Source organism: Leptolyngbya sp. CALU 1928, from assembly GCF_056784215.1.
In genome coordinates this window covers 123,529-145,853 of record NZ_JBXBCE010000002.1, presented here as the reverse complement: position 1 = coordinate 145,853, position 22,325 = coordinate 123,529, and the positions used below count along the sequence as shown (strand labels likewise).

Sequence of the window (22,325 nt, the reverse complement as noted above, 5' to 3'; positions counted from 1 at the left end):
CCAATGGATATTTTCAGGTCGCTTTGGGTGTGGCTGCAAGGCAAACTCCAACGCAGGTTGCGGCGTAGGCAAGTGAATGTCCTTGCTGAAAAGCTGGCTTATGGATCAGTTTTTCCTAAAAAAATTACCAACCCCACCCCTTTTACGTCTTATGCAGGGCACTTCACAACCAAACCAAAAGTCGCTTACACCGTTTTCGCTCATGGGTCGCTACCCAGAAATAGAGGCAAAACCAACCACTATCTCAGGATCAGACCGTATCTGGGAACAAGAGATCCGGCGATTTCAGCAGGCGTTCCGAATCGCAAACGATTCGCACGGATCGTTCTTGCCACGTCAATTTCGCCAGAGAACCGGGTTCTTTGGCTGGCTTTCTTTAACAATCCTCCGACACACGTTGTAAGGCTGGGTTTTGTTTATTCCAACGGGGTTGCTCAGGATATTCTCTATATTCCTGTGTCGTTTAGTTTTGCCAATCACGCCTCTAGCAGCATTGCTCTTTCGGTCGGAAAACGACTGATAGAGCAGTTGGAGAAGGAGCGATCGCCAATGCTGTGCCCTTCCCCTGAGAAGATGGGCGGGGTGCAAATGTTCTGGATTGGTATGATTTTTTTGAATTGGCGATGGCTGGTGAGCGATCGCTATCACCTCGAATAATGGGTACGGGATTGACCATGCCCAAGCTCTAGCGCTTGTAACTGCTGCTAATTATAGGTTTTGGCGCTTGCCTTCACCCTTGGTAAGGGTGAGGTCACGAGTTCAATCCTCGTCACGGGCTTAGCTTGAAACCTGTATGTTCGCACATTAGAAAAATCCTCTCTAGTGGAGGGTTTTATGTTTAGCAAAGATTTTTGGAGTGGCTTCAGCCACTGGGATCTGAAAACCCCTTCAATCAACTATTTCACTAAAAAACGGGCTGCTGCTTGCTAAGACTCAACCAGCATTAGCCGTTAATGATACAGTCTACAGCGGAGGATCTTCAGGAGAGTAGTGAATGAAAGCGCAGGTGTTTCGTGGGGTGAATAACCTGAGTTACGAAGAGGTGCCCATGCCGGAACTGCTGCCGGACGAAGTGCTGGTACAGGTGCAGGTGGTGGGATTATGTCAGTCAGATATTAAGAAGATTCGCTATCCACTGTATGAGCCACCGCGCATTTTTGGACATGAAACAGCCGGGACAATTTCAGCCGTAGGTGCGGAGGTGAAGGGCTGGAATGTGGGCGATCGCGTCGTTGTATTACACCATATTCCCTGTATGCACTGTGGCTATTGCCTGAACGACAATTTTTCCATGTGTGATGTGTACAAAAATATTACAACTACCGCCGGATTTGCGCCCAGCGGTGGCGGCTTTGCAGAGTATGTGAAGGTGCCGGGGCACATTGTCCGAAATGGTGGCTTAATGACCATTCCAGACAAAATCACCTTTGATCAGGCTAGCTTTGTGGAGCCGACCAATTGCTGCTTGAAAGCGGTGAAAAAAGCCCAAATTCAACCCGGACAAACGGTCTTAGTGACAGGCGCAGGACCCATTGGGCTGATGTTCATCATGCTGGTGAAGTATTTTGGGGCGAGAGCGATCGCCACTGATCTGCTGCCCAGCCGTATCGAAAAAGCCTTAGCAGTGGGTGCCGATGCTGCCTTCGATGCAAGAGATCCAGAGTTATCTGCCAAAATTCAGGCGATGACGCAAGGCATGGGAGTTGATACTAGCTTGCTGGCGGTTCCCAGTGACAAAGCCTTTTTTCAAGCCTTAGACTGCACTCGGAAGGGCGGCAAGATTTTGTTCTTTGCCGAGTTTCCCGATGAGCTAGAAATTCCGATCAATCCCAATATTCTCTATCGCCGGGAGATTGACTTAATGGGTAGCTACAGTTCCTCTTACCGGGTGCAGCAGTTGGCAGCCGATATTGTCTTTAACCAATGGATCGATGTGGATGCATTGGTCAGCGATCGCTTTTCGCTCAAAGACCTATCTGCCGCCGTAGATCGGGCGATCGCGCCAACCCCTGATACCTACAAAATCTTAATTTATCCGTGAATTCGCCTCACACATACTCTGAGATATCTTCCTTGCAGTCATCAGCAAGATAGGAAAGCGCACGAAATCGTAAGCCCACTAGCTGGTCATAGAGCGGATTAAGCTTACATAGAGGCGGAACATGAACGACTTTGCGCCCAAATAAAGTAATGTCCCGCTCAAAGGGACATTGAGCAGGAATCATTTTGCACATCATCCGTGCAATCTTTGGATCTTGAACATCCATGCGATCGAGCCAATCGCGCACAGGATGCAAAACATCGACCTGAGCACCATCAACAGTAGACGGCATTAAGCCAGAAGCCCTAACTGGCTCCGTGCCATCACTGGGCTGGGCATCTGCAATACTTTGTAGTGTGCTTCGGAGGATATCCAACGCATCGAGCTTCAGCCCTAAAGCTTGACAGTACTGCTGGAGCATTTTGTCCTCACTAGAGGAGTAATCTTCATCTGCCAGTGCCACCATAACGGCAGTTCTGAGAAAATTTTCTGCTAAATTGCGATCGCTGCTTAAAATCTTTGCCAGATCATCCGTAGAAATTGGCTCCATTGCCTTTGCTTTTTCTTCAGCAGTAAAATCCTTATTGAGCAGAGTAGAAATCATCGCCTGCTCTTTCGTATCAAAGTGTCCGTCTGCCCACGCCAAAGAAACCAAGCCACGAATCCAAACAGCGGTTTGCTCGTCGGTGTAAGCAGACTTGGTAGTGCTAGTCATTTTCGCTACAGCCCGATTAAGTTCCGAGTCGATTCTAGCCCGTTCTTCCGATAAATTATTCAACGACTTAACGGTAAACTAAGAGACTGAATCCATCGTAGAAAAGTACACCTGTGACCCTCCAAGAATTTCTGCTGTTTCTATCGGCTATATTGATGGCATCTGGAGGACAATTCCTGCTCAAGTTAGGGGCAGGGAAGCTAGGCAAAGTAAATGCCAATAACGTCATCTCTCTGATTCTAAATATTGCCTTAACGCCGGAGCTAATCGCTGGATTGGCGCTATATGCTTTTAGCTCCATCTTTTTTATCTTGGTCTTAACCCGCGTCAAGCTGAGCGTGGCAGCCCCAGCGGTTTCCATCAGCTACATTTTTGCAGTGCTGCTAGGCTACTTCATTTTTAATGAACCCATTTCTCGATACCAAATATTTGGGTTAGGGCTAATTGTTGCCGGAGTGATTTTAGTGGTGAAACGGTAGATAGTAGATAGGGGCTAGCTTACGATCGCCGAATATTAAGACAGCACCAATCTCCTCGCTTCCATAGCGCAGTAACCATCCACCCGTTCGCTTCCAAAGTATCTGCGACTGGTTTCGCCTGCTCAACTAAAATGCCGCTGAGAATTCCCCAGGTAGTTGGTTTAATAATGGCGGTCATTTGAGGAATTAGATCAATAATCACTTCTGCCAAAATGTTGCAAACAATGCCATCCACCGGAGCATCGAGCATCTTAGCAACTTGGTCTACGCTCCCTTGAGCAATGATTAACCGATCTGGATCAATTTGATTCAGATCTCCATTTTCACGGGTTGCTTTAACGGCTAGGGGATCGGTATCGACGGCATACAGTTGCTTGGCACCTAACAACAGTGCCCCAACCGACAAAATGCCAGAGCCACAGCCAATATCAGCAATCACTAGATTTACAGGTAACGGCTCACTAGCCATGGCAGGCGCTCCCAGCCTCATTTCTAGCGCTTCTAGGCAGAGTTGCGTAGTGGCATGTTCACCCGTGCCAAAGGCGACTCCAGGCTCTAGTTTGAGCAACACGCGATCGCCCAATTCGGGAGTTGGGAGCCATGCCGGGTTAATCAGCAAGCGATCGCCCACTTTTTGCGGCTTCCAATGCTGCTTCCAATTACTCGCCCAATCCTCCTCCTCAATCAAGTTCCATTGAACAACAGGAGCCGATAAACCAAGACATAAAGCATCTTGCCGAAATAGCAGGGAAAGTGCCGCCAAATCCAACATTTGGACTTGTGCTTCAGGCACATAAGCCCGCATCAAACAAGATAATCCCTTCATTTGGCTAGATGATCCCAAACAGCCAAACGCATCCAATCGCCAAGAAAGCATATCTTCCAGCAATGGATCAGCAAGAATCTGAATTTCCCACCAGCTATTTGCCATGATTTAAGGGAACTAGAAGATAGGAAAAAATTTAATCAAGGATTTACCCACTCTGCGGGAAGCGAGTTACATCCCAACCTTTCCCCTCTCCCGGCGGGAAGGAGCTAGGGTGAGAGTCTTTCGCAGTCTTAAACGCTCCTATAGAGTAACGGTGTAGGCATCTCGGATACCAGGAACTTTGAGAAACTCAGCCAGAACGTCATCAGGAAGTGGATCATCAATGCTGAGAACCATAACAGCATCGCCTCGGACAATCTTTCGTCCCACCTGCATACTGGCAATGTTGACATTAAAGCTGCCCAACAAAGAGCCAATTTTGCCGATAATTCCTGGCATATCTCGGTGCATGGTGAAAACCATGTACTTATTGGGCGGCACATTGACTGGAAAGTCATCCACGCTAGTAATCCGAATTTCGGAATCGCCGAGGAGCGCCCCCGCCACGGAATGTTCCCCTAAAGAACCCTTGGCAGATAGATGGAGCGAACCCGTATAGTCCTTAATCGACGCATCGCGAGTTTCCACAACCCGAATGCCGCGCTCTTTGGCTTCAATGCTGGCGTTTACATAGTTAACCCGCTCTTGCAACGCATGGGAGAGCAGTCCTTTGAGGGCGGCAACAACGATGGGCTGGCTTTGGTTCGTGGCAAGCTCCCCTTGCAGGCGAACATTGAGAGCTTCCACACGTCCGCCGACCAACTGAGCGACTAGGTTGCCCAGGGTTTCTGCCAATTCTAGGTAGGGTCGCAGTTGTTCTAGCAGGTCGGGACGCAAACCGGGAATGTTGACCGCAGACCGGGCAGGCAAGCCTAGCAGGACATCGCGAATTTGCTCAGCAACATCGATCGCCACATTCACCTGAGCTTCTTCAGTTGAAGCACCTAAATGGGGAGTCAGTAGTAATTCTTTGCCCACTCCGCGCAGAGAAGAGTTTTCTTCCAGCGGTTCTTGCACGTAAACATCTAAGGCGGCTCCTGCTAGCTTGCCTTCTTGCAATGCTTGGACGATCGCCGCTTCATCCACAATTCCCCCACGGGCACAGTTGATAATACGGGTAGTGGGCTTCATTTTGGCGATCGCTGCCGTATTAATCAAATTTGCGGTTTCAGGCGTTTTGGGAAGATGTAGCGTAATGTAATCCGCCTCTTGAAACAAGATATCCAGTTCAACCAAACGGCATCCCAACTGTTCAGCGCGTTCGTGAGACACAAACGGATCGTAAGCCAGTAGTTTCATGCCCATTGCATGAGCCACTGTTGCAACATGGGCACCAATTTTACCCAAACCCACAACGCCCAGCGTTTTTTTATATACTTCAACGCCCATATAGCTTTTGCGATCCCACTTGCCGCTTTTCACCGATTGGTTCGCTTCGGCAATATAGCGCGACATCGATAGCATCATCGCCAGCGTATGTTCAGCAGCAGCGATCGTATTCCCTTCAGGAGAATTAACAACCACAATCCCTTTTCGAGTGGCAGCAGGGACATCTACATTATCTACCCCTACCCCTGCTCGACCAATAATTTTAAGTTGGCTAGCCGCTTCGATTACCTCTTGAGTCACACGAGTGCCAGAGCGAATCATTAAGGCATCGTAATTTGAAATAATGTCAATCAGATCTTGAGGAGACAGGCTGGTTTTTACGTCAACCTGAGCCACCTGAGACAAAATATCAATTCCGGCTTGATCAATCGGGTCAGAAACAAGAACCTTCGGCATAACAGGCAGATGGGGTTAAACAACAGGGCTTCTTCAACGTTCCAGCAGCGATCGCCTTGCACAGGTTTGTAGAAGGAAAAGCTTGCATATCGTCATCAAACCGACTCTTTACGATACGGCATTTTTGAACCAATCGACAAAAAGTGCTGGATTTCTTTAAAAAGAACGTCAGGGGCAAGTAGCAAAGCACTGATGCAAAGTACGGAGTTAGGGGCTAAAACCTGAAACCCGAAACCTACCCAAACTGCCAAAGATTATTCACAATTTTCAGCCATTCTGAAAAATTGTTGTTAACATTCTGCTGCTACGGTTGTTTTCGCGCTCAGTGATGTTGCGTATTTAAAGTCCGTGAAAGATCATAACTCGCTTTCGGGTCAGCCTAAAAAAGTCAATCTCAGCTTAAAAAAAGTTTCTAAACAAAAAAAATACCGCTGGTTATGGGTTGTCACTGGCTTGACAGGCGTGGCGGCTTTGTCGGCAACCGCAGGGGCGATTTTGGCGATGACGATGGCAAGCGCACCCCTCTTACAGCGCAAAATGAGTCCTAAAGATGCGGCAGTATTTGCGAAAGGTGACCTTTCTAGTATTAGTAACTTGCAGTTGCCTGAATTGACCCGCCCAGTCAATGTTTTGGTTTTAGGCGCTAAAGTGCTGACCAGTGATGTATCGGGTGAGCTACCCCAGGAACAAAAAAATCTAGGATATCAAGCCCTGGTGAATTCCTTTGAGGGATTAACCGATACGATGATGCTGGTTCGGTTTAACCCTGAAGCTCAGAAAGTGGCGCTACTCTCAATTCCCAGAGATACCCGCATTGAGATTCCGGGTCATAGCGTTGGCAAAATCAACGAGGCAAATTCCGTAGGCGGACCCGCATTGGCAGCTCGAACCGTGAGCCAGCTATTGGGCGGGGTTGGGGTTGATCGCTATATCACCATCAATGTCCAGGGGGTTCAAGCCTTAGTAGATGCATTGGGCGGCGTAACCGTCTACGTGCCAAAAGACATGAAATATAGCGATGATAGCCAACATTTGTATGTCAACTTAAAAGCAGGGAAGCAGCACCTAAACGGCGACCAAGCGCTCCAGCTACTCCGCTTTCGTCATGATGCAACCGGCGATATTGGGCGAGTGCAGCGCCAACAAATGGTGATTCGCGCCCTATCTGAGCAAGCGCTCAATCCCATGACTTTGGCGCGGCTACCTCAGATCATTTCAGTGATTCGGGCTTATATCGACACCAATTTGACGGTGGAAGAGATTTTTGCATTAGTCGCTTATGCGAGTCGGGTCGATCGCTCGAAGATGGAAATGGTGATTACTCCGGGTGAATATGGCGATATTGAAACCTATGGCACAAGTTACTGGCTGCCAGATTTAGCGAAAATTCAAGTGATCATGGCTCAGCATTTTAATCTAGGTCTCAATCCAACCGCGCCCAATATTTCGCCTGGAAAAGTTCGGGTTTCCATTCAAGACACTACCCATCAAGGCGCGCCTAATTCTTGGATAAATTCACTGTCCAAAGCGGGCTATAGCGATGTTGCGATCGCCGAACCCTATGGTGAACCGCTAGATGTTACACGCATCTTGGCGCAGCAGGGCGATGTTGCTAGTGCTGAGAATATTCGCCGCTTACTAGGGTTTGGCGAAGTGCGGGTTGATGGCAATGGCGATCTCAATGCGGATGTGACGATTCAACTTGGCAGAGATGCAATGAAACGTTGATTAAGCTGTAGGGCGATCGCATCTAATTCCGATCTGACGAGTTTGTTCTACTGCGCTACGACTCACACTTTCTCAGAGCAGCGATCGCGATGAATATCTCATACTTATCAACGTTGCAAAGCCAATCGCGATTGGCTGTTGCATCGACCAGAAATTTAGAGGGGCATCTGTAATAATTCATTAGAACGCGATCGCTACAGCCTACTTCTTAAAGTTTGATACATCTGAATGGAGATATGTAGACAGCCCTTCTATTTTGGGCATTCTTTTAGATAGAATCAAATCTCTCATAAAAAGTGCTATGTCCGTTCCTATCTTTATTGTGAAACCTCTGCTAGCCCAAGCTCCTAGCAAAGCGACGAAACAAAATCCCACTGCGATCGCCCAACCTGCAAAGCCTGCCGATACTAGTTCTAATCCTTTGTGGTTAGCCACATCGGGTGGCTTGCTTCTGCTTCTCGTTGCTTTAGGCGTTTTTACTAAAGTAAGCATTGATAAAGCTGCGAAACAACTGAAGTTTGAAAATTTCAAGAATCGTGAACTGCAAAAAAAGTTGAAATATGCCGTTGAAACAATCGGCAAAATGGAGCGTAACCCTGATCTAATTCACTCTCGCGAGTTTAATTTAGATTATTTGCGAATGCGGATGGATGAAGAAGTTTTTCACTTTGCAATTTTGAATCAAATCAAAATGAAAGTGAAGGACAAAATTACCATGGCGTTGCGATCGTCCCAGCCCCATCAGGGAGAAATTGGCATTGCCAGTGGCGGTCGGCAAGTCGATGAGGTGTTTGATGTAGAATATGAACCCGGCGATTTGCCAAAAGGCACGAAGCGAGTGTTGTTTAGGATCGAAATCAGAATTCTTAAGCTACCTACTCAGCCAACCTCCGTCACCATCAATCAAATCATTGACTGTATCGAAACTTTTCTTAAACCGACCAACGACCACGATAGCTGGCAGCCCACAATCCAAGGGCGTATCGCCAATATGCGCTGGGATCAAAAAGCAAAACCCACTCCACTGCTGGTGCTAGAGCAAACTCAGGAAGGCTCAAACGTCACGTTTAGAACGACTCGCATGGCGCAAGGTGCATAAACTTCCCATTCGTGGAAATTAAATAAACAATCAACAGGGTGCATGAATACTTTCACGGGCTTTCACTAGTTGTGTAACAATCTGTTTTATATTGTTTGCACACATCAACGGGTAGAGCGCATTGGGTGAGAAACAGTTACTAAAGTCTCCAGGGACGTTGATCGCCGTGTTGGTAATTGCGGCGTTGGGAGTGGCAGGATTGGGAATCTATTTGGCGTTACGCCCTTCATCCACCAGCCAGTCCAGTTCTTTGCCTCCCTCTCCAGCGGTTGAACAGCCAGCCAATACCATTACGGCTTTAGGTCGCTTAGAGCCAGAGGGTCAGGTTGTCAAAGTCGCGGCACCTTCCACTTCAGGGTCTGCCGTCCCTGTGTTTGGCAGCCCAAGGGTCGCTCGCTTGTTAGTTCAAGAACGGGCACAAGTGAAAGCGGGGCAGCCGATCGCTGTACTCGACGTATATGATCGCTTGATGGCAGCAGCCCTGCAATCTCAAGCGCAGGTGCAGGAAGCCCAAAGTCGGCTGGCTCAAGTGCAAGCGGGTGCAAAGCGTGGCGATATTGCAGCCCAGCAATCTGCTGTTGAAGCCAGTGTCGCCACAGTTCGGCGATTAGAGGCTGAGCTGAAAAAAGCCGATTTAGAGCTAAAGCGCTACGACAAGCTACGAAAAGACGGCGTGATTACCCAGCAAGAATTGGATAACCGCAGTTTGACCTACGCTACCGCTAGTCAAGAAGTCGAACGTGCACGGCAGGAGCTGAACCAGGCAAGAGCCACTTTTAATAGCGTTGCGGAAGTGCGCCCGACAGATGTGCAACAAGCACAGGCAGAAGTAAATGTGGCAATGGCGGGCATGCAGCGTGCTAAGGCAGATTTAGAATCAGCAGTGGTGCGATCGCCCATCAGTGGGCAAATTATCAAAGTCCACGCCCGTGAAGGAGAACAGATTGGCAACGATGGACTCGTCGAAATTGGCAAAACCGATCGCATGTATGCCGTCGCTGAAATTTATGAAACGGACATTCAAAAAGTGAAACAGGGGCAAAAAGCAGTGATTACCAGCCCCGCGTTCCCAGGGGAAATTTCTGGAGTGGTCGATCAAATTGGGCTTGCCATCCGCAAAAATGACGTATTGAACACCGACCCCGCCGCCAATACTGATGTGCGCGTCGTGGAAGTAAAAATTCGTTTAGATGACAGCCAGCCCGTTTCTGGCTTAACGAATTTGCAAGTTAAAGTCACCATTACGCCCTAAAGGAATTCATCATGTTTGCAATTCCTTTAGCCTGGTTACAGCTTAAACGCGAGAAAATGCGCTTGCTGATTGCCCTAGCGGGAATTGGGTTTGCGGTCATCTTAATGTTCATCCAGCTAGGCTTTCAAGATGCGCTGTTTGACAGTTCTATCAGTATGCACAAAGAGTTGCAGGGAGACATCTTTTTAATTAGCCCCCAATCGACCTCCATGATTGCGATGAAAAGTTTCTCGCAGCGGCGGCTTTACCAAACATTAAGCTATGGCGGCGTAGAGTCGATTAGCCCAATTTATTTGGACTTTGCCCTGTGGAAGAACCCAGAGAACCAGCGGACACGGGGCATTTTGGTGATTGGATTTGATCCATCCAAACCGATTTTTAGCCGAGAATTGGTGCCCGATCTCACGCCAATTCGCTTGGCAGATGTAGTGCTGTTTGACGAAAAATCGCGAGCAGAGTTTGGTCCGATTCCTAAGATGTTTGCGACAGGCAAGCCAGTGGTTACGGAAGTGGCAGGACGGCGATTAACGGTCGGCGGATTATTCGCCCTAGGGGCATCCTTTGGAGCCGATGGCAACCTTATCACCAGCGACACGAATTTTCTCCGCATCTTTAGCCGTCGGGCTAGCGGCATGATTGATGTGGGCATGGTGACGTTGAAGCCGGGTGCTGATTTAGAGAGTTTGATCAAGCAAATGCGGCGAGATTTGCAGGATCCGTTTGAAGATGTCAAGGTGCTATCAAAAGCGGAATTTATGGAGTTTGAGCGGGATTATTGGCGTAGCAGTACGGCGATCGGGTTTATTTTTAGCTTGGGAACGGCGATCGGTTTTTTGGTAGGCACCGTGATTGTGTACCAAATTCTTTATACCGACATTACAGATCACCTGGCAGAGTACGCCACCCTAAAAGCGATGGGCTACCGCAACTTTTACTTGCTGAGTCTAGTGTTTCAAGAGGCCGTGATTTTGTCTATTCTGGGCTTTATTCCAGGATTTTTCCTGTCTTTAGGACTGTATAATTTGACCCGAGATGCGACCTCTTTGCCGATCTACATGACTACCGATCGCGCCATTCTCGTGTTGTGTCTAGCAATGACAATGTGTACTATTTCGGGAGCGATCGCGGTTCGCAAAGTTCAAGATGCTGATCCCGCTGACATTTTTTAGCTGTCATACTCTAGATATAAAACCGTTCTACGCCCAGGCTTAGATTCTTCTTGCAAAGCGTACTCATAACGAGTATGATTAAGAAGTTCGGTAAAGCTACCTTTATCCAAGCAGCCGAAGCAATACACCAGTCTTATAGGAGATGCTATGACAACCACATTAGAAGCGTCACAAACAGCCTTAGTCAAAGCGCTCAATCGCAATCAGGCAAATGCGCTAGTTGCCTACCTCAACTACAAAAAATATCATTGGCTCACTTTTGGTCCGCTCTTCCGCGATCTTCATTTGCTATTTGAAGAGCAGGGCGGCGAAGTGTTTGCCATGATTGATGAACTGGCAGAGCGCAGTCTAATGATTGATGGTGTCCCCGTAGCAAATCCGGCTGATTATTTGCCGACGGCTTCGATTCAAGGTTCCACGGCTGAAATGTCGGTGCGGGAAATGATTGAAGAAGCGATCGCCACTCACGAGCAAATCATTCGCGAGATGCACGAAGATGCAGATGCGGCGGCGACTGCGGCTGACATCGGCACGGCAGATTTGTATACGCGATTGGTGCAAGTTCATCAAAAGCACCGCTGGTTTCTGAAGGAACTGCTGAAAAAGGGTAATGGGTTAACTGCGTAGGTGAGTTTGCAAAATAACGCAGTGGCGGCGAGGGCTAGAACCAATGAAACACTTTCTCCGCCACTTTTTCTACATACTCTCTAGAAAATGCATACTCTCTAGAAAAAATGATAGACGTGGGTTGAGAGACTTCATTTGCAAAAACGGCAGATGATCTGATTACAATGAGTGGGGCGGCGATCGCCATGGGTTTCATTTCCAAATCCTAACCGCCTACCCAAGAGATTCCCCAGTGAGAAATTTGACATATCCACGATATGGATCAAGTCGCCTGCTGAATCACGCGACCTTTTTTGATCTAGTGACTGTCTGCCATGGCTAAGTGCTTTAGATTAGAAAGACTAGAAGTTTTGGGTTGAAATGGAGTGTACTTGCCGCCCAAACCTTCAACAATCGTTTTAGTATTCGCAATAAAGAACTTTTGGTATGTCTCGGCGATGCTGCCCTGTTCGCCCAATCCATCGGCAAATAGATCCTGGTCTGCCACCTTAATCCCTGCTTCTTTCGCCACCGCTTCAATCAACTTCGGGTTTACCGTCGCCTCTGCAAAAATCGTGGGCACTCCCGCCGCTTGAATCGCTTTAACCAACTCTGCTACTCGTGTCGGAGTCGGTTTTTCATCAGTGCTAATGCCTTGAAGCGCTCCCACGACTGGAATTGCATACTCCTTAGAATAGTAGCCAAATGCATCATGAGTAGTGACTAACTTGCGTTGCGTCGTCGGAATAGTGGTAATTTCAGACTTAATCCAGGTGTTGATTTGGGACAGTTCATCCGTCACCTTTTTTGTGTTTGTCGCGTAAACAGAGGCACTGCTCGGTGCCAACTGACTCAGATTGTTGCTGATCACCTCGGCAATCTGAACCCCATTCGCAGCACTGTGAAAAACGTGAGGATCGGTTTCAGTTTCGCCATCCTCCTTAAAGGTGAGGGTTTTGGGAACCGCCAGTTCATAAACCGCAATTTTGGGAGCGGGGTTTGAGCTAGCAGTGATTAGTTTAATTAGGGAGTGTTCAAAGTTATGTCCGCCATACAACACTAGCTTTGCTTGTTCCAGGGCTTTGATATCCTCAGGTTTAGGTTCGTATTCATGTGGGTCGGCACCCGCAGGAACTAGGCATTTGAGGTTGATCGTGTCGGCGGCAATTTGCCGGGTGACATCGCAAACAACGGAGTTTGTTGCGACAACCAAAGGGCGATCGCTGGTCATCGCGCCACTCGTCGCGGTAGTAGCTGGGCTAGGACTCGCAGATTGATTGGGTGAAGGGGAGCTACAGCCGTTGATGCCCAGCACCAGTGATAAGGCAGCGAATCCACCCACCCGGCAGAGTTTTGAAGGAAATTGGTTATATGTCATTTGTTTACAGACCCTCAGTTTTCCAGTAATGTTATGAGAATGGTTATCATTACAGGTTGTTATGCTACTGGTTCAGCACCTCTCTGTCAATTACCGGAGCGTAAAAGCACTGGAGGATATCACCTTCCAACTGCCAGGGGGAAGCTTAGTCGGGTTGCTGGGTCCCAACGGAGCCGGAAAAAGCACGCTGATTAAAGCTTTGTTGGGGTTAATTCCTAAACAATCCGGCGAAGTGATTTATCGAGACGCGCCCCTGCAACAGCAGCGTAAGCAGGTTGCTTATGTGCCTCAGCGATCGCAAATTGACTGGGATTACCCCACCACCGTTTGGAATGTGGTGATGCTAGCTCGGACGACTCATGCCGGATGGTTTCGGTCGCCTAGTCGGCAATCGGCAGAAATTGTCAAAGAATCTTTGCGGCGCGTAGAACTGTTTGACTTGCGCGATCGCCCGATTGGATCGCTCTCCGGCGGACAACAGCAACGGGTTTTTTTGGCAAGGGCGATCGCCCAACAAGCTGACCTGTTGTTGCTTGATGAACCCCTAGCAGCCGTCGATAAAAAAACAGAAGCACTGATCTTTCAAATCTACGATGAACTGAAAGCGGAGGGTAAAACATTATTGATTAGTTGTCATGAATGGGGCGGAATCTTGAACCACTATGATCAATTACTGTTGATTAATCAGCGACTCGTGGCTCAAGGTGTTCCCAAAGAGGTGATGACCCCTGCCAATATTGAACTGGCATATGGCATTCCGCCCCAAACTAGGCATTTTCACGATGCGCTCGAAACTACATTCTTCTGCTAAATCCTCTATTCAATCGCTTTTATCAAACCGCTTATGTTGGACTGGTTGCTGGAACCGCTTAGCTTTGAGTTTATGCGGAATGCCCTGATGGTTGGCATTCTCGCCGGTATCCTCTGCCCCGTTGTGGGCACTTACCTATTGGTGCAGCGGATGGCGATGTTGGGCGATGTCATGGCACATTCAGTGTTACCCGGATTGGCGATCGCTTTTTTTTTGCAGATCAATATCCTAATTGGCGCATTTGTATCTGGCGTTATCAGCGCCTTTCTTATTGCTTGGATTCGCTCCCAAACCCGAATTAAAGTGGATGCCGCAATGGCGTTGACGTTTACTAGCTTTTTTGCTCTCGGCGTACTGCTGATTACCCTGCTGCGAAATAAGCTCGATCTCGATAGTTTTCTGTTTGGCGATATCTTAGGTGTGACTCAAGCCGATGTCATTCGCACCGCCATGATCACGCTGGTTGTGTTAGTGCTCATTCGACTGTTTTATAAAGAACTGTTTTTCTATACCTTCGATCGCTTAGGCGCACAGGCGATCGGCTTACCGATTAACAGCATTTATCTAGGCTTAATGGCAGCCGTGACGCTAACGATTATTGCCAGTATGCAAACGGTTGGCGTAATTCTAGTGGTGGCGCTACTCGTGGGTCCCGCTACCACTGCCTACTTACTGGTTAAAGAGCTACACCAAATGATGGGTCTGGGCGCAGTGCTGGGAGTTGTGGCTAGCATCATGGGACTATATACCAGCTACTACTTAAATGTACCCTCCGGTCCTTGTATTGTTCTAATCAGCTTTAGTTTTTTTGTGCTAGCAATCTTGTTTAGCCCTTCTCAAGGGTTGTTGACACGACCAGAGACAATACGTTCAGCCCGTATCACTCGCAAAAACAAGCTTAACCGCTAGCTTAAAAGGAATGGCTATATGTAAAGACAGGCATTGCCAAATCTAGATTTGGCGAATGAATTGCTGAAGCGTTGCATAATTTCAAGAAATGCCTTAGATAAATTGGGAAAGTTTCTAATTTTCCATTACACGCTAAAGCATGAAGGGAACGAAGATGAATCGTCAGATTTTGAGCAGCCTATGGATCGCAACTGTGAGTATTGGCGTTTTTCCGACGTTGATACAGGCAACTCCCGCCGCAAGTCGCTTTGAGAACCCATCTAGTATGACGGTGCGCCGCAATCTGCAACTGATGGCGCAGGGCAGACAGCCGATTTATCTCAAAGTTCCCCAGGCGCAAATTGAAGAGTTGCGATCGCTGGGAATGAGGGTCGCAATGCCGATTAATCCGCCCGCTGGAATGAAGTTGACTTCTGTTTCTGGGCGCTCTGATCCTCGCTTTGGTCGTAGTTATTTGCTAGTCTATCGCGGCGATTCTAAGTGTTTTGCGGTAGAAGGAACCAGTGGTGGGATTGGCGGCGTTCCTGCGGGTACAGCGGGTAGCTTTAAGGTGCAAAATCCTGCCATGGGTAAGGGCGCGATCGAGGTGCGAAAAACCAGTGAGTCATCACCGCTGCTGATTGGACAGTGGATGAGCCGAGGTCCGTTCTATCGGATTGTGGGTGCAAACTATACGACGGATGGCATGGGTTCGGATTTGGCAAATTGTCAGGATTTATCTGCAAAAGATGCGGTGGCGGTGTCTGAGTCTCTGCGTTTTCTGGATCTAGAGCCTGCAACTATGGCAAAATTGCCACCAAACACTTTGCAGGCGCTTGATCCAAACTCACCGACTTCAGCAGGCAAGGGCTATCCAAGCAATCAAGAATTAACCCAATTCAAACGCAATTTGAAGTCGGGTGCCTATGGTAAAGGAGCGTCACTCGCTACGATCGATCGCACTCAGCGGCAAGCATTTCAGGCTACGATCGCCAAATCAAACCCAACGATCGCTAAATTTGTGGGTGCTTGGGCAACAGGCGATCGAGTGTATTACGTTTATCCCTCTAAGGTGAAAAGCCGAGTCTGTGTCGTCACAAACTCTGGAAACAATGGCACACTAGAGTTTTCCAACGGCACTGCGATTAGCCGCGAATTAAACTATCAAAGTAACGGCATGTACTGGGTTGATCAACCGGATGTGCTTGCGTCTAGAGATACCGGTGGAACGCTCTACCCAATTTTTCCAGCATCTAGTGCGCCCAGCCTCAGCGCTCTGGCTAACTTTGACTATGGATTCCGTAATGCAGAATGCTCGATGCAACTTCCTGGCATGGTAGAAGCTGGGCAATAAAGCTTTGAGTGTCCTGAAACCTGAAACCCGAAACCTGCTCCCCCCATTTTCCTCAAGTGTCGCCTTTTGAACTAGAGGCAACCTCTTCCCTCTGTTAGGCTAGTATCGCTTGATAGGGTGAGGATGATGCACAAGTTATTGACAGGAGCGCTAACGGTTGAGCATCTGCGGGTGTCGATCGCCAATTTGCCAGCCCATCTCAAGGGATTGCGTTTGGTGCAGCTTTCAGATCTTCACTTTGATGGAATTCGATTATCGCCAACCTTGTTAGATGAAGCGATCGCGGCTAGTAATTCTGCCCACCCTGATCTAGTAATGCTAACCGGAGATTTTATCACCGATGATCCGGCACCGATTCATGATTTAGCACAGCGGCTCACTCAGTTAGAAAGTCAAGCGGGAGTGTATGCCGTGTTAGGAAATCACGATATTCGCTATCGCCATTCTCGTTCAGAGGTTACCAAGGCGCTTGAGGATCGCAATATTCGGGTACTGTGGAACCAAATCGCCTATCCGGTGGGCAAAGAGTTGGCGATCGTGGGCTTAGCAGACCTGTGGTCATCCGAATTTCGCCCTGCGCCTGTGTTAGAACAGCTTGATCCCGCGACTCCTCGAATCGTGTTATCTCATAATCCCGATAGTGCTGAGATCCTGCAAAAATGGCGGATCGATCTTCAGCTTTCTGGGCATACCCACGGGGGGCAAGTGTTTGTTCCTGGAATGGGCAACGTAGTGCACCGCCTTTCAGAGTTTTACCACAACCTGCCGCAGCGGATGAAGCGATATGTGCCGTTGCTCAAACAATTCGCCTGTACGATGAAGCATTGGGAATGGGCACAGGGCTTACATGCTGTGGGAGACAATCGCCTGTATGTAAACCGAGGGCTGGGAACCTACTTGCCAGGGCGACTTTGGTGTCCTCCAGAAGTGACGGTCATTACCCTTGATTAAAGCCATCTGACGCTAAACAAAGCTACGCTAATACAAAGTTAAACACTGCTTGATTGTTTGGCTGAGTAGAGTTCATCCGCAACAATAACACTGGTTTAAACAACCCATCAGATGCGTTGCCTGCTTCACCCGGAAAAAAGAGTTGGGTAGTTAAGATCGGCTGATTGGCTGCTTGAACAGCGACATGGATATGACGCACACGACCAGGATAAAGCCCCGGCACAATTGTTTCCAGCCTGTAGCGTCCTTGAGAGTCGGTAAATTGGTGCCCACGCAGTTTATAGCCTGAGTTATCGTAATTGCCAGCCTGATCCGCCTGCCAAAAATCGATTAAAGCGCGAGGAATCGGCTGACAGGCTCTGTTGAGGACTTTTCCGGTGAGGATAAGCTTAGTGCCATTGATGCCGGGTTCGATCAGGGAATTGCGGTTGGGTGAGTTGGGTGTGTAGAACGGTCCAGCAGTGAGGGATGGGGTGGGGCGATCGCCTTTGCCACAGGCTGGAGTAAGCGCCAGCAGTGGGTCTGAAACCAAACTGGATTGATCGATTCTCTGAGTAGATGATGGATGGCTACTGATTACGATCGCGCTAGAGGCGATCGTCAGTGAACCGATTTGCAGAAACTGTCGGCGTGTTTGTAGTGGCTGCATTTTATCCTTTTTGTTCCTACCTTTAATCTCAACTCTCTCTTTCTAAGGTTTACCGCGAGATTTTGATTTTGGGTTAGTGGAGCCTGCGATCGGGAGGATTAATCGGCTCGTATTGCGCCCATCTTCTAGTTTGTAAAAGTTGAATTCGCCGCCTACTTGTTTCATTAAGGCTTGACAAATCGACAGGTGCAAACCGGGTGAATGATCCAAGATGGAGGGTGCTAGCCAGTCAATCCGACCCGTTTCTAGTTCTGTAAACAAGCGTGATTCAACCTGACCGCTGTCCGTAATCGATAGCTCAAACCAGCGGGTATCAATTTGCCGACACCACAGGTCAATGCGTCCACCCACACTCGATCGCTGGCAGGCATCCAGCAGCACCTCATAGACAATTAGCTCGATTTTAGGAATATCGCCACCGATATTGATGTTCGTTTCATCGTGAACCTGTGACCAAAGTTGTCGTTCTTTGATCACGCCATCAACCCGCTCTAAGGCTCTTTTGAGCAGCGTAATTAGGGTGATGCTGGCGGATTGGGGTTGAAATTGCCACTGCTCCGCAGCAATAACTTCGTTTACGGGCGCGATCGCGTCTTTTAACTGCCGTAGGATCTGCTGTTGTCGGGTGGCGAATAGCGGTTCTTTGGGGGCACCCAGTTCATCTAACCGCTTCACTCCAGTTTCCACCAAGCGCTGCATATCTTCTAGACGGCGATGTTTATACCAATTGAGCCGCTCTAGTTCTAGCCGCTGAGCAATCAGTTGTTTAGTCAAGCTGAGGTAGCGTCTCGTCCAAGCAAGTTGATTGGCAAGAATGCTAAAGGTCGCAGTGTAGCGGTCTGCCCAACGGCGTTCGGCATCATCGACAACGATCAAAATTCCGGTAGGTTGATGGTCTGGTGAGGTTCGTAGGGCGATCGCGAGGATCTGACCAATGGCAGCACCATAGAGCCATCGCCGACTGTTGATCGGCAGATCTGCCACACTCAGAGGCAATACGCCATCTTTTTCTAGCGTCCACTGCACTAAAAAGTCGGTGTGAATGGGAATGGCAGTTTCAACATTCGCCGCAAAGCGATCGCTGGGGGGCGGTGAAGTGATGAGTTTAGCATCGGTCTGACCAGGAGTCCATGCCACCAATAGCGCCAGTGGAACCTCCATCACTTTTGCCACTTGTTGCAAAGCAGACTGCTCTAGCTGGTCGGGATCATGAGTTTGCTGCATTACCATCAAACCCCACTGCATTGACTCGCTTAAGGTTTGCAGTTGCTCAGTTTGGCGTTGCAGTTGCCACTGGTGCAGGATAAATCCAATTTGTTGACTAACCACTTGCACTAGCTCTCGCTCAACTCGATTCCAGCCACGCGGCGATTCATGCCCAATCAGAATCAGTCCTTCTAAAGGTTGCCCAATGGAGGTACTACACAACACGAGCGATCGCACGCCTGCTTCAAGTAAGCGATCGCGCCATGCCAAAAGTTTGACATCAGTATCCAAATTTTCGATGCTGATTGCTTCCGTGCTTCTTTGCACCATTTTTAGATCAGTATCGCTGAGGGCTTCTAGGAGGGGCGCGAGAGGACGGCGATTGCTCGGATGATTTTGATAGGAGACTTCAAACTCTTTCAGATCTTTTTCATAGAGCAGCACCAAAAACCGTTCTACTTTAAGCCGCTTGCACAAAGTATCAGCAGCGTTTTTCAGGGTGTTTTTCCAGTCCTCTTCGCTATAGATAGAACGAGCAATCTCAGCAGTCAGTTCGCGATCAAGCCGAATTTGGGCGATCGCGCTTTCCATTTCATCCAGGGGAGCCGTGAGGGCAATCATTTGGGCAGCCCCCCGAATAAAATTTTTCTCGTTGTCCGTCCAAATGCGGGGTTCGTTACCTTCCACCGCTAAAAAGCCCAAGAGTTCGTTCTGATACAAAATGGGTGCAGCAAGTAGCGATCTCGCCTTGATTTGCTGCATCAAACGACTGGTGGCATCGGCTTTAAGAGAACTATGCGCCTCCCCAATCGCAACCACCTGATCGCCCATCAGCGCTTGATAGAAGCCATTAATCTCTTGTACCGTGATACCCGAAGTCAGTTGATTTGCTTCTTTAAACCCCACAGTCCGCTGACGATTGCCCAATCTGCGCCAAAAATAGCGGCGTTCCCGTTCATACCAATAAATGTTGGTGCGGGTTGGCTGAATAAATGAGTGAGTTTCTTCTACCACCGCTTCCAGCCGTGGTCCTAACCCAGACAGCGATCGCATCTGAGTTAACAACTGCAACAGCGGCACATCAGGATGTTTCGTTTGTTGGCGCTGCCACTCAGTTTCAATCTTGAATAACGCGGCTGCCAGTTGACCCAACAGCATCGATAAGCGTGCCTTTTCATCCGATCGAGGAGAGATGCCCCAAGCCGTAGAACCCAACAGCGCCACCCCATAACAAAGGTCACGGTAGCGAATCGGAAAAATCACCGTGCCTTGAATCCCAGCCTTTTGGGCTGCTTTTCGCCACTCTCCGCCCCGGATTTCCTCGCGCAGATCGGGAACGGCTAGCGCTCGCTGCTGAATTACCACTTGCTCTAAAATGTCGCCCGGTTGCAGGTTAAACCGCTGCTTTAAGAAAGATTGATCCCCGGTCGGGATGATGCCGCCCTTACCAAATAGCCGATGCTCTAGGCGATCATACAAACCCAGCCATACCAAGCTGTAATCAAACTCAGTTTTGAGATAATTCAGAACCGTATCAATTAAAACATCAGAATTTTCCTCTTCCCGCAGCGTTTGCAGGATTCTCCCTAAAGCAACCAATTGCTTATCGTAAGACTGCGGCTCTTTGGGCTGAACCATTTCAATTAGAGGTTCCTATGAGATAACGGGCGCAATATAGTAAAACATACCCAGCGCGGAGTTTTTCAACGACTCCCTAGGCTTCACAATGCATTTAAGCTAAACCCTCACTCAATCATCGTTAGGAGGTCAGCTTTCAGTGAGGTGCTACTAATAAAGACTGTACCCTGATCACAGAGCATTGATGACATTCTTGCTACCATCCCATTCTAGGTGCTGTATATCCTGGCGATGGTACGGCAATTCAGGAAACTCATTGCCCAACGCCTGTGTTAACTACTGCTGAAATTCCAATGGATTTATATCAAACGCTGCTGCGTCCTTTACTATTCTCAGGTCTGAAAGCCGACCCGGAATGGCTGCATCAGCAAAGCTTAAAAGTGTTGGGTTGGTTAGATGATTCAACCAGCCAATTGCCTTGGGTTTTGCCTCAAATGGAGCGATCGCTGAGCCTATCCGATCCACGGTTGCATCAACAGCTTTGGGGCTTAAATTTTGCGAATCCAATGGGACTAGCCGCCGGATTTGATAAAGATGGCATTGCCGCCGGATTGTGGTCGCGCTTTGGTTTTGGCTTTGCCGAACTGGGCACCGTCACCTTTCATGCCCAATCGGGTAACCCATCGCCGCGCCTGTTTCGCCTGCCGTTGGATCAAGCCGTGCTAAACCGTATGGGATTTAATAATCAGGGATCGGCGGTGTTGGCGGAAAGACTTAGGGGAAAGGGATTGGGGGTCAGGGGTCAGGGGTCAGAAGAAACTCAAAATTTAGAACTCAGAACTCAAAGCTCTCCATTTTCCACTCCGCACTCCGCACTCCGTATTCCAATCGGTATTAATCTCGGTAAATCTAAAGTGACTCCGCTTGAAGAGGCGGCGGCGGATTATGTCAACAGTTTTCGATTGCTGAAGGATCTAGGCGATTACTTTGTGGTAAACGTGAGTTCGCCGAATACGCCGGGATTGCGATCGCTTCAGGATAAAGCCCAACTAGAGCCAATTTTGCAGGCACTTCAGCAGGAAAACACAGCCCATAAACCGCTGTTGGTGAAAATTGCGCCAGATTTAGAATGGGAGGCGATCGCGGATGTGATTGCCCTTACCCAACAGCATCAGCTAGCAGGCATTATCGCCACCAACACTACGATTCAGCGCGATGGATTGCAGACTCAGAGGCTCTCAACTGGCAACCCTGTCAGACAAGAAGCGGGAGGAATTAGCGGCGCACCCGTGAGACAGCGATCAACGGAAGTCATTCGGTTTATATACAAAGAAACTCAAGGGCAATTGCCAATCATCGGTGTGGGCGGCATTTTTACGGCTGAAGATGCCTGGGAAAAAATCACCGCTGGAGCCAGCTTGGTGCAGGTTTACACTGGCTGGATTTATGAAGGTCCCTGGATGGTGCGGCGAGTGCTAGAAGGGTTGCTGCAAAAGCTCGATGAGGCTGGATTGCAAAAAATTGAGGATGCGATCGGGATTAGATGCGATCGCTGCTAATGCCGATCGCATGAAACGGCTATTTTGAGCGCGGGTATAATTTGAGAACGCCCGGTCATCAACCTAAATCCAGTTTGATTTTGTGTTGCAAGTCTTAATATTTTCTAGGTTTTTAGTCATGGGCTGGCTTGGTAGACTGATATGGCATAGCGATCGCAGGATATTACCCCTACAATAGCTATCATTGGTAGGCACTCTTGGCTCCGAAA

General features: G+C 48.7%; 20 protein-coding genes. 13 read left to right on the top strand and 7 right to left on the bottom strand.

Features of this window, described 5'->3' with window-relative positions:
• Positions 1-3 precede the first annotated feature (3 nt).
• Entirely contained in the window at positions 4-657 is a 654-nt protein-coding gene (locus AC1S5B_RS16255) for a hypothetical protein (RefSeq protein WP_482036751.1), read from the top strand.
• 337 nt (positions 658-994) lie between these two features.
• Entirely contained in the window at positions 995-2,041 is a 1,047-nt protein-coding gene (locus tag AC1S5B_RS16250; RefSeq protein ID WP_482036750.1) for a zinc-dependent dehydrogenase, read from the top strand.
• A gap of 7 nt (positions 2,042-2,048) precedes the next feature.
• Here the strand turns inward: AC1S5B_RS16250 and AC1S5B_RS16245 are convergent, their stop codons facing one another.
• Positions 2,049-2,756, bottom strand: coding sequence for a DUF533 domain-containing protein (locus AC1S5B_RS16245; RefSeq protein ID WP_482036749.1), 708 nt, complete (start codon positions 2,754-2,756; stop codon positions 2,049-2,051).
• Positions 2,757-2,869: 113 nt separating this feature from the next.
• Between AC1S5B_RS16245 and AC1S5B_RS16240 the strand changes: the two genes are divergently transcribed.
• Positions 2,870-3,235, top strand: a complete 366-nt coding sequence (locus AC1S5B_RS16240) for an EamA family transporter (protein WP_482036748.1) — start codon at positions 2,870-2,872, stop codon at positions 3,233-3,235.
• Positions 3,236-3,254: 19 nt separating this feature from the next.
• Here the strand turns inward: AC1S5B_RS16240 and prmA are convergent, their stop codons facing one another.
• Together prmA and serA are read right to left on the bottom strand one after the other, a co-directional pair.
• On the bottom strand, positions 3,255-4,166 hold the full coding sequence (prmA, locus tag AC1S5B_RS16235) for a 50S ribosomal protein L11 methyltransferase (RefSeq protein ID WP_482036747.1): 912 nt from the start codon (positions 4,164-4,166) through the stop codon (positions 3,255-3,257).
• A gap of 138 nt (positions 4,167-4,304) precedes the next feature.
• Positions 4,305-5,888: a phosphoglycerate dehydrogenase gene (gene serA / locus AC1S5B_RS16230; protein ID WP_482036746.1), complete on the bottom strand. Its 1,584-nt coding sequence runs from the start codon at positions 5,886-5,888 to the stop codon at positions 4,305-4,307.
• A gap of 348 nt (positions 5,889-6,236) precedes the next feature.
• Here serA and AC1S5B_RS16225 point away from each other — a divergent pair, with 348 nt between their 5' ends.
• The 5 genes from AC1S5B_RS16225 (at position 6,237) to AC1S5B_RS16205 (ending at position 11,763) form a co-directional block, all read left to right on the top strand.
• Complete coding sequence (locus tag AC1S5B_RS16225) at positions 6,237-7,616, top strand: LCP family protein (RefSeq protein WP_482036745.1); 1,380 nt, start codon at positions 6,237-6,239, stop codon at positions 7,614-7,616.
• 301 nt (positions 7,617-7,917) lie between these two features.
• On the top strand, positions 7,918-8,715 hold the full coding sequence (locus AC1S5B_RS16220; protein ID WP_482036744.1) for a hypothetical protein: 798 nt from the start codon (positions 7,918-7,920) through the stop codon (positions 8,713-8,715).
• Between the two features lie 121 nt (positions 8,716-8,836).
• Complete coding sequence (locus AC1S5B_RS16215) at positions 8,837-9,967, top strand: ABC exporter membrane fusion protein (protein ID WP_482036743.1); 1,131 nt, start codon at positions 8,837-8,839, stop codon at positions 9,965-9,967.
• Positions 9,968-9,978: 11 nt separating this feature from the next.
• The gene (gene devC, locus AC1S5B_RS16210; protein ID WP_482036742.1) at positions 9,979-11,136 is read left to right on the top strand and encodes an ABC transporter permease DevC; all 1,158 of its coding nucleotides are present in this window, start codon (positions 9,979-9,981) and stop codon (positions 11,134-11,136) included.
• Between the two features lie 147 nt (positions 11,137-11,283).
• Positions 11,284-11,763 carry a Dps family protein gene (locus AC1S5B_RS16205; RefSeq protein WP_482036741.1) on the top strand — a complete coding sequence of 160 codons (480 nt, stop codon included), beginning with the start codon at positions 11,284-11,286 and terminating at the stop codon, positions 11,761-11,763.
• A gap of 34 nt (positions 11,764-11,797) precedes the next feature.
• On the opposite strand, the gene AC1S5B_RS16200 is transcribed toward AC1S5B_RS16205, so the two are convergent.
• Positions 11,798-11,965 (bottom strand): hypothetical protein, encoded by a 168-nt coding sequence (locus tag AC1S5B_RS16200; RefSeq protein WP_482036740.1) that lies wholly within the window; start codon positions 11,963-11,965, stop codon positions 11,798-11,800.
• 96 nt (positions 11,966-12,061) lie between these two features.
• Entirely contained in the window at positions 12,062-13,120 is a 1,059-nt protein-coding gene (locus tag AC1S5B_RS16195) for a metal ABC transporter solute-binding protein, Zn/Mn family (protein WP_482036739.1), read from the bottom strand.
• Between the two features lie 61 nt (positions 13,121-13,181).
• On the opposite strand from AC1S5B_RS16195, the gene AC1S5B_RS16190 reads away from it, so the two are divergent.
• The 4 genes from AC1S5B_RS16190 to AC1S5B_RS16175 all read left to right on the top strand — a co-directional run bounded on the left by AC1S5B_RS16190 (position 13,182) and on the right by AC1S5B_RS16175 (position 17,124).
• A complete protein-coding gene (locus tag AC1S5B_RS16190) occupies positions 13,182-13,931 on the top strand; it encodes a metal ABC transporter ATP-binding protein (protein ID WP_482036738.1) in 750 nt (249 codons plus the stop codon).
• A 33-nt stretch (positions 13,932-13,964) separates the two neighbouring features.
• Entirely contained in the window at positions 13,965-14,840 is an 876-nt protein-coding gene (locus tag AC1S5B_RS16185; protein WP_482036737.1) for a metal ABC transporter permease, read from the top strand.
• Positions 14,841-14,994: 154 nt separating this feature from the next.
• Complete coding sequence (locus tag AC1S5B_RS16180; protein ID WP_482036736.1) at positions 14,995-16,173, top strand: hypothetical protein; 1,179 nt, start codon at positions 14,995-14,997, stop codon at positions 16,171-16,173.
• 123 nt (positions 16,174-16,296) lie between these two features.
• Positions 16,297-17,124 (top strand): metallophosphoesterase, encoded by an 828-nt coding sequence (locus AC1S5B_RS16175; RefSeq protein WP_482036735.1) that lies wholly within the window; start codon positions 16,297-16,299, stop codon positions 17,122-17,124.
• 22 nt (positions 17,125-17,146) lie between these two features.
• Here the strand turns inward: AC1S5B_RS16175 and AC1S5B_RS16170 are convergent, their stop codons facing one another.
• Both AC1S5B_RS16170 and AC1S5B_RS16165 read right to left on the bottom strand, forming a co-directional pair.
• Positions 17,147-17,773, bottom strand: coding sequence for a dioxygenase family protein (locus tag AC1S5B_RS16170; RefSeq protein WP_482036734.1), 627 nt, complete (start codon positions 17,771-17,773; stop codon positions 17,147-17,149).
• 42 nt (positions 17,774-17,815) lie between these two features.
• A complete protein-coding gene (locus AC1S5B_RS16165; protein ID WP_482036733.1) occupies positions 17,816-20,617 on the bottom strand; it encodes a sensor histidine kinase in 2,802 nt (933 codons plus the stop codon).
• A 269-nt stretch (positions 20,618-20,886) separates the two neighbouring features.
• On the opposite strand from AC1S5B_RS16165, the gene AC1S5B_RS16160 reads away from it, so the two are divergent.
• The gene (locus tag AC1S5B_RS16160) at positions 20,887-22,116 is read left to right on the top strand and encodes a quinone-dependent dihydroorotate dehydrogenase (RefSeq protein WP_482036732.1); all 1,230 of its coding nucleotides are present in this window, start codon (positions 20,887-20,889) and stop codon (positions 22,114-22,116) included.
• The last annotated feature ends 209 nt before the right edge of the window (positions 22,117-22,325 follow it).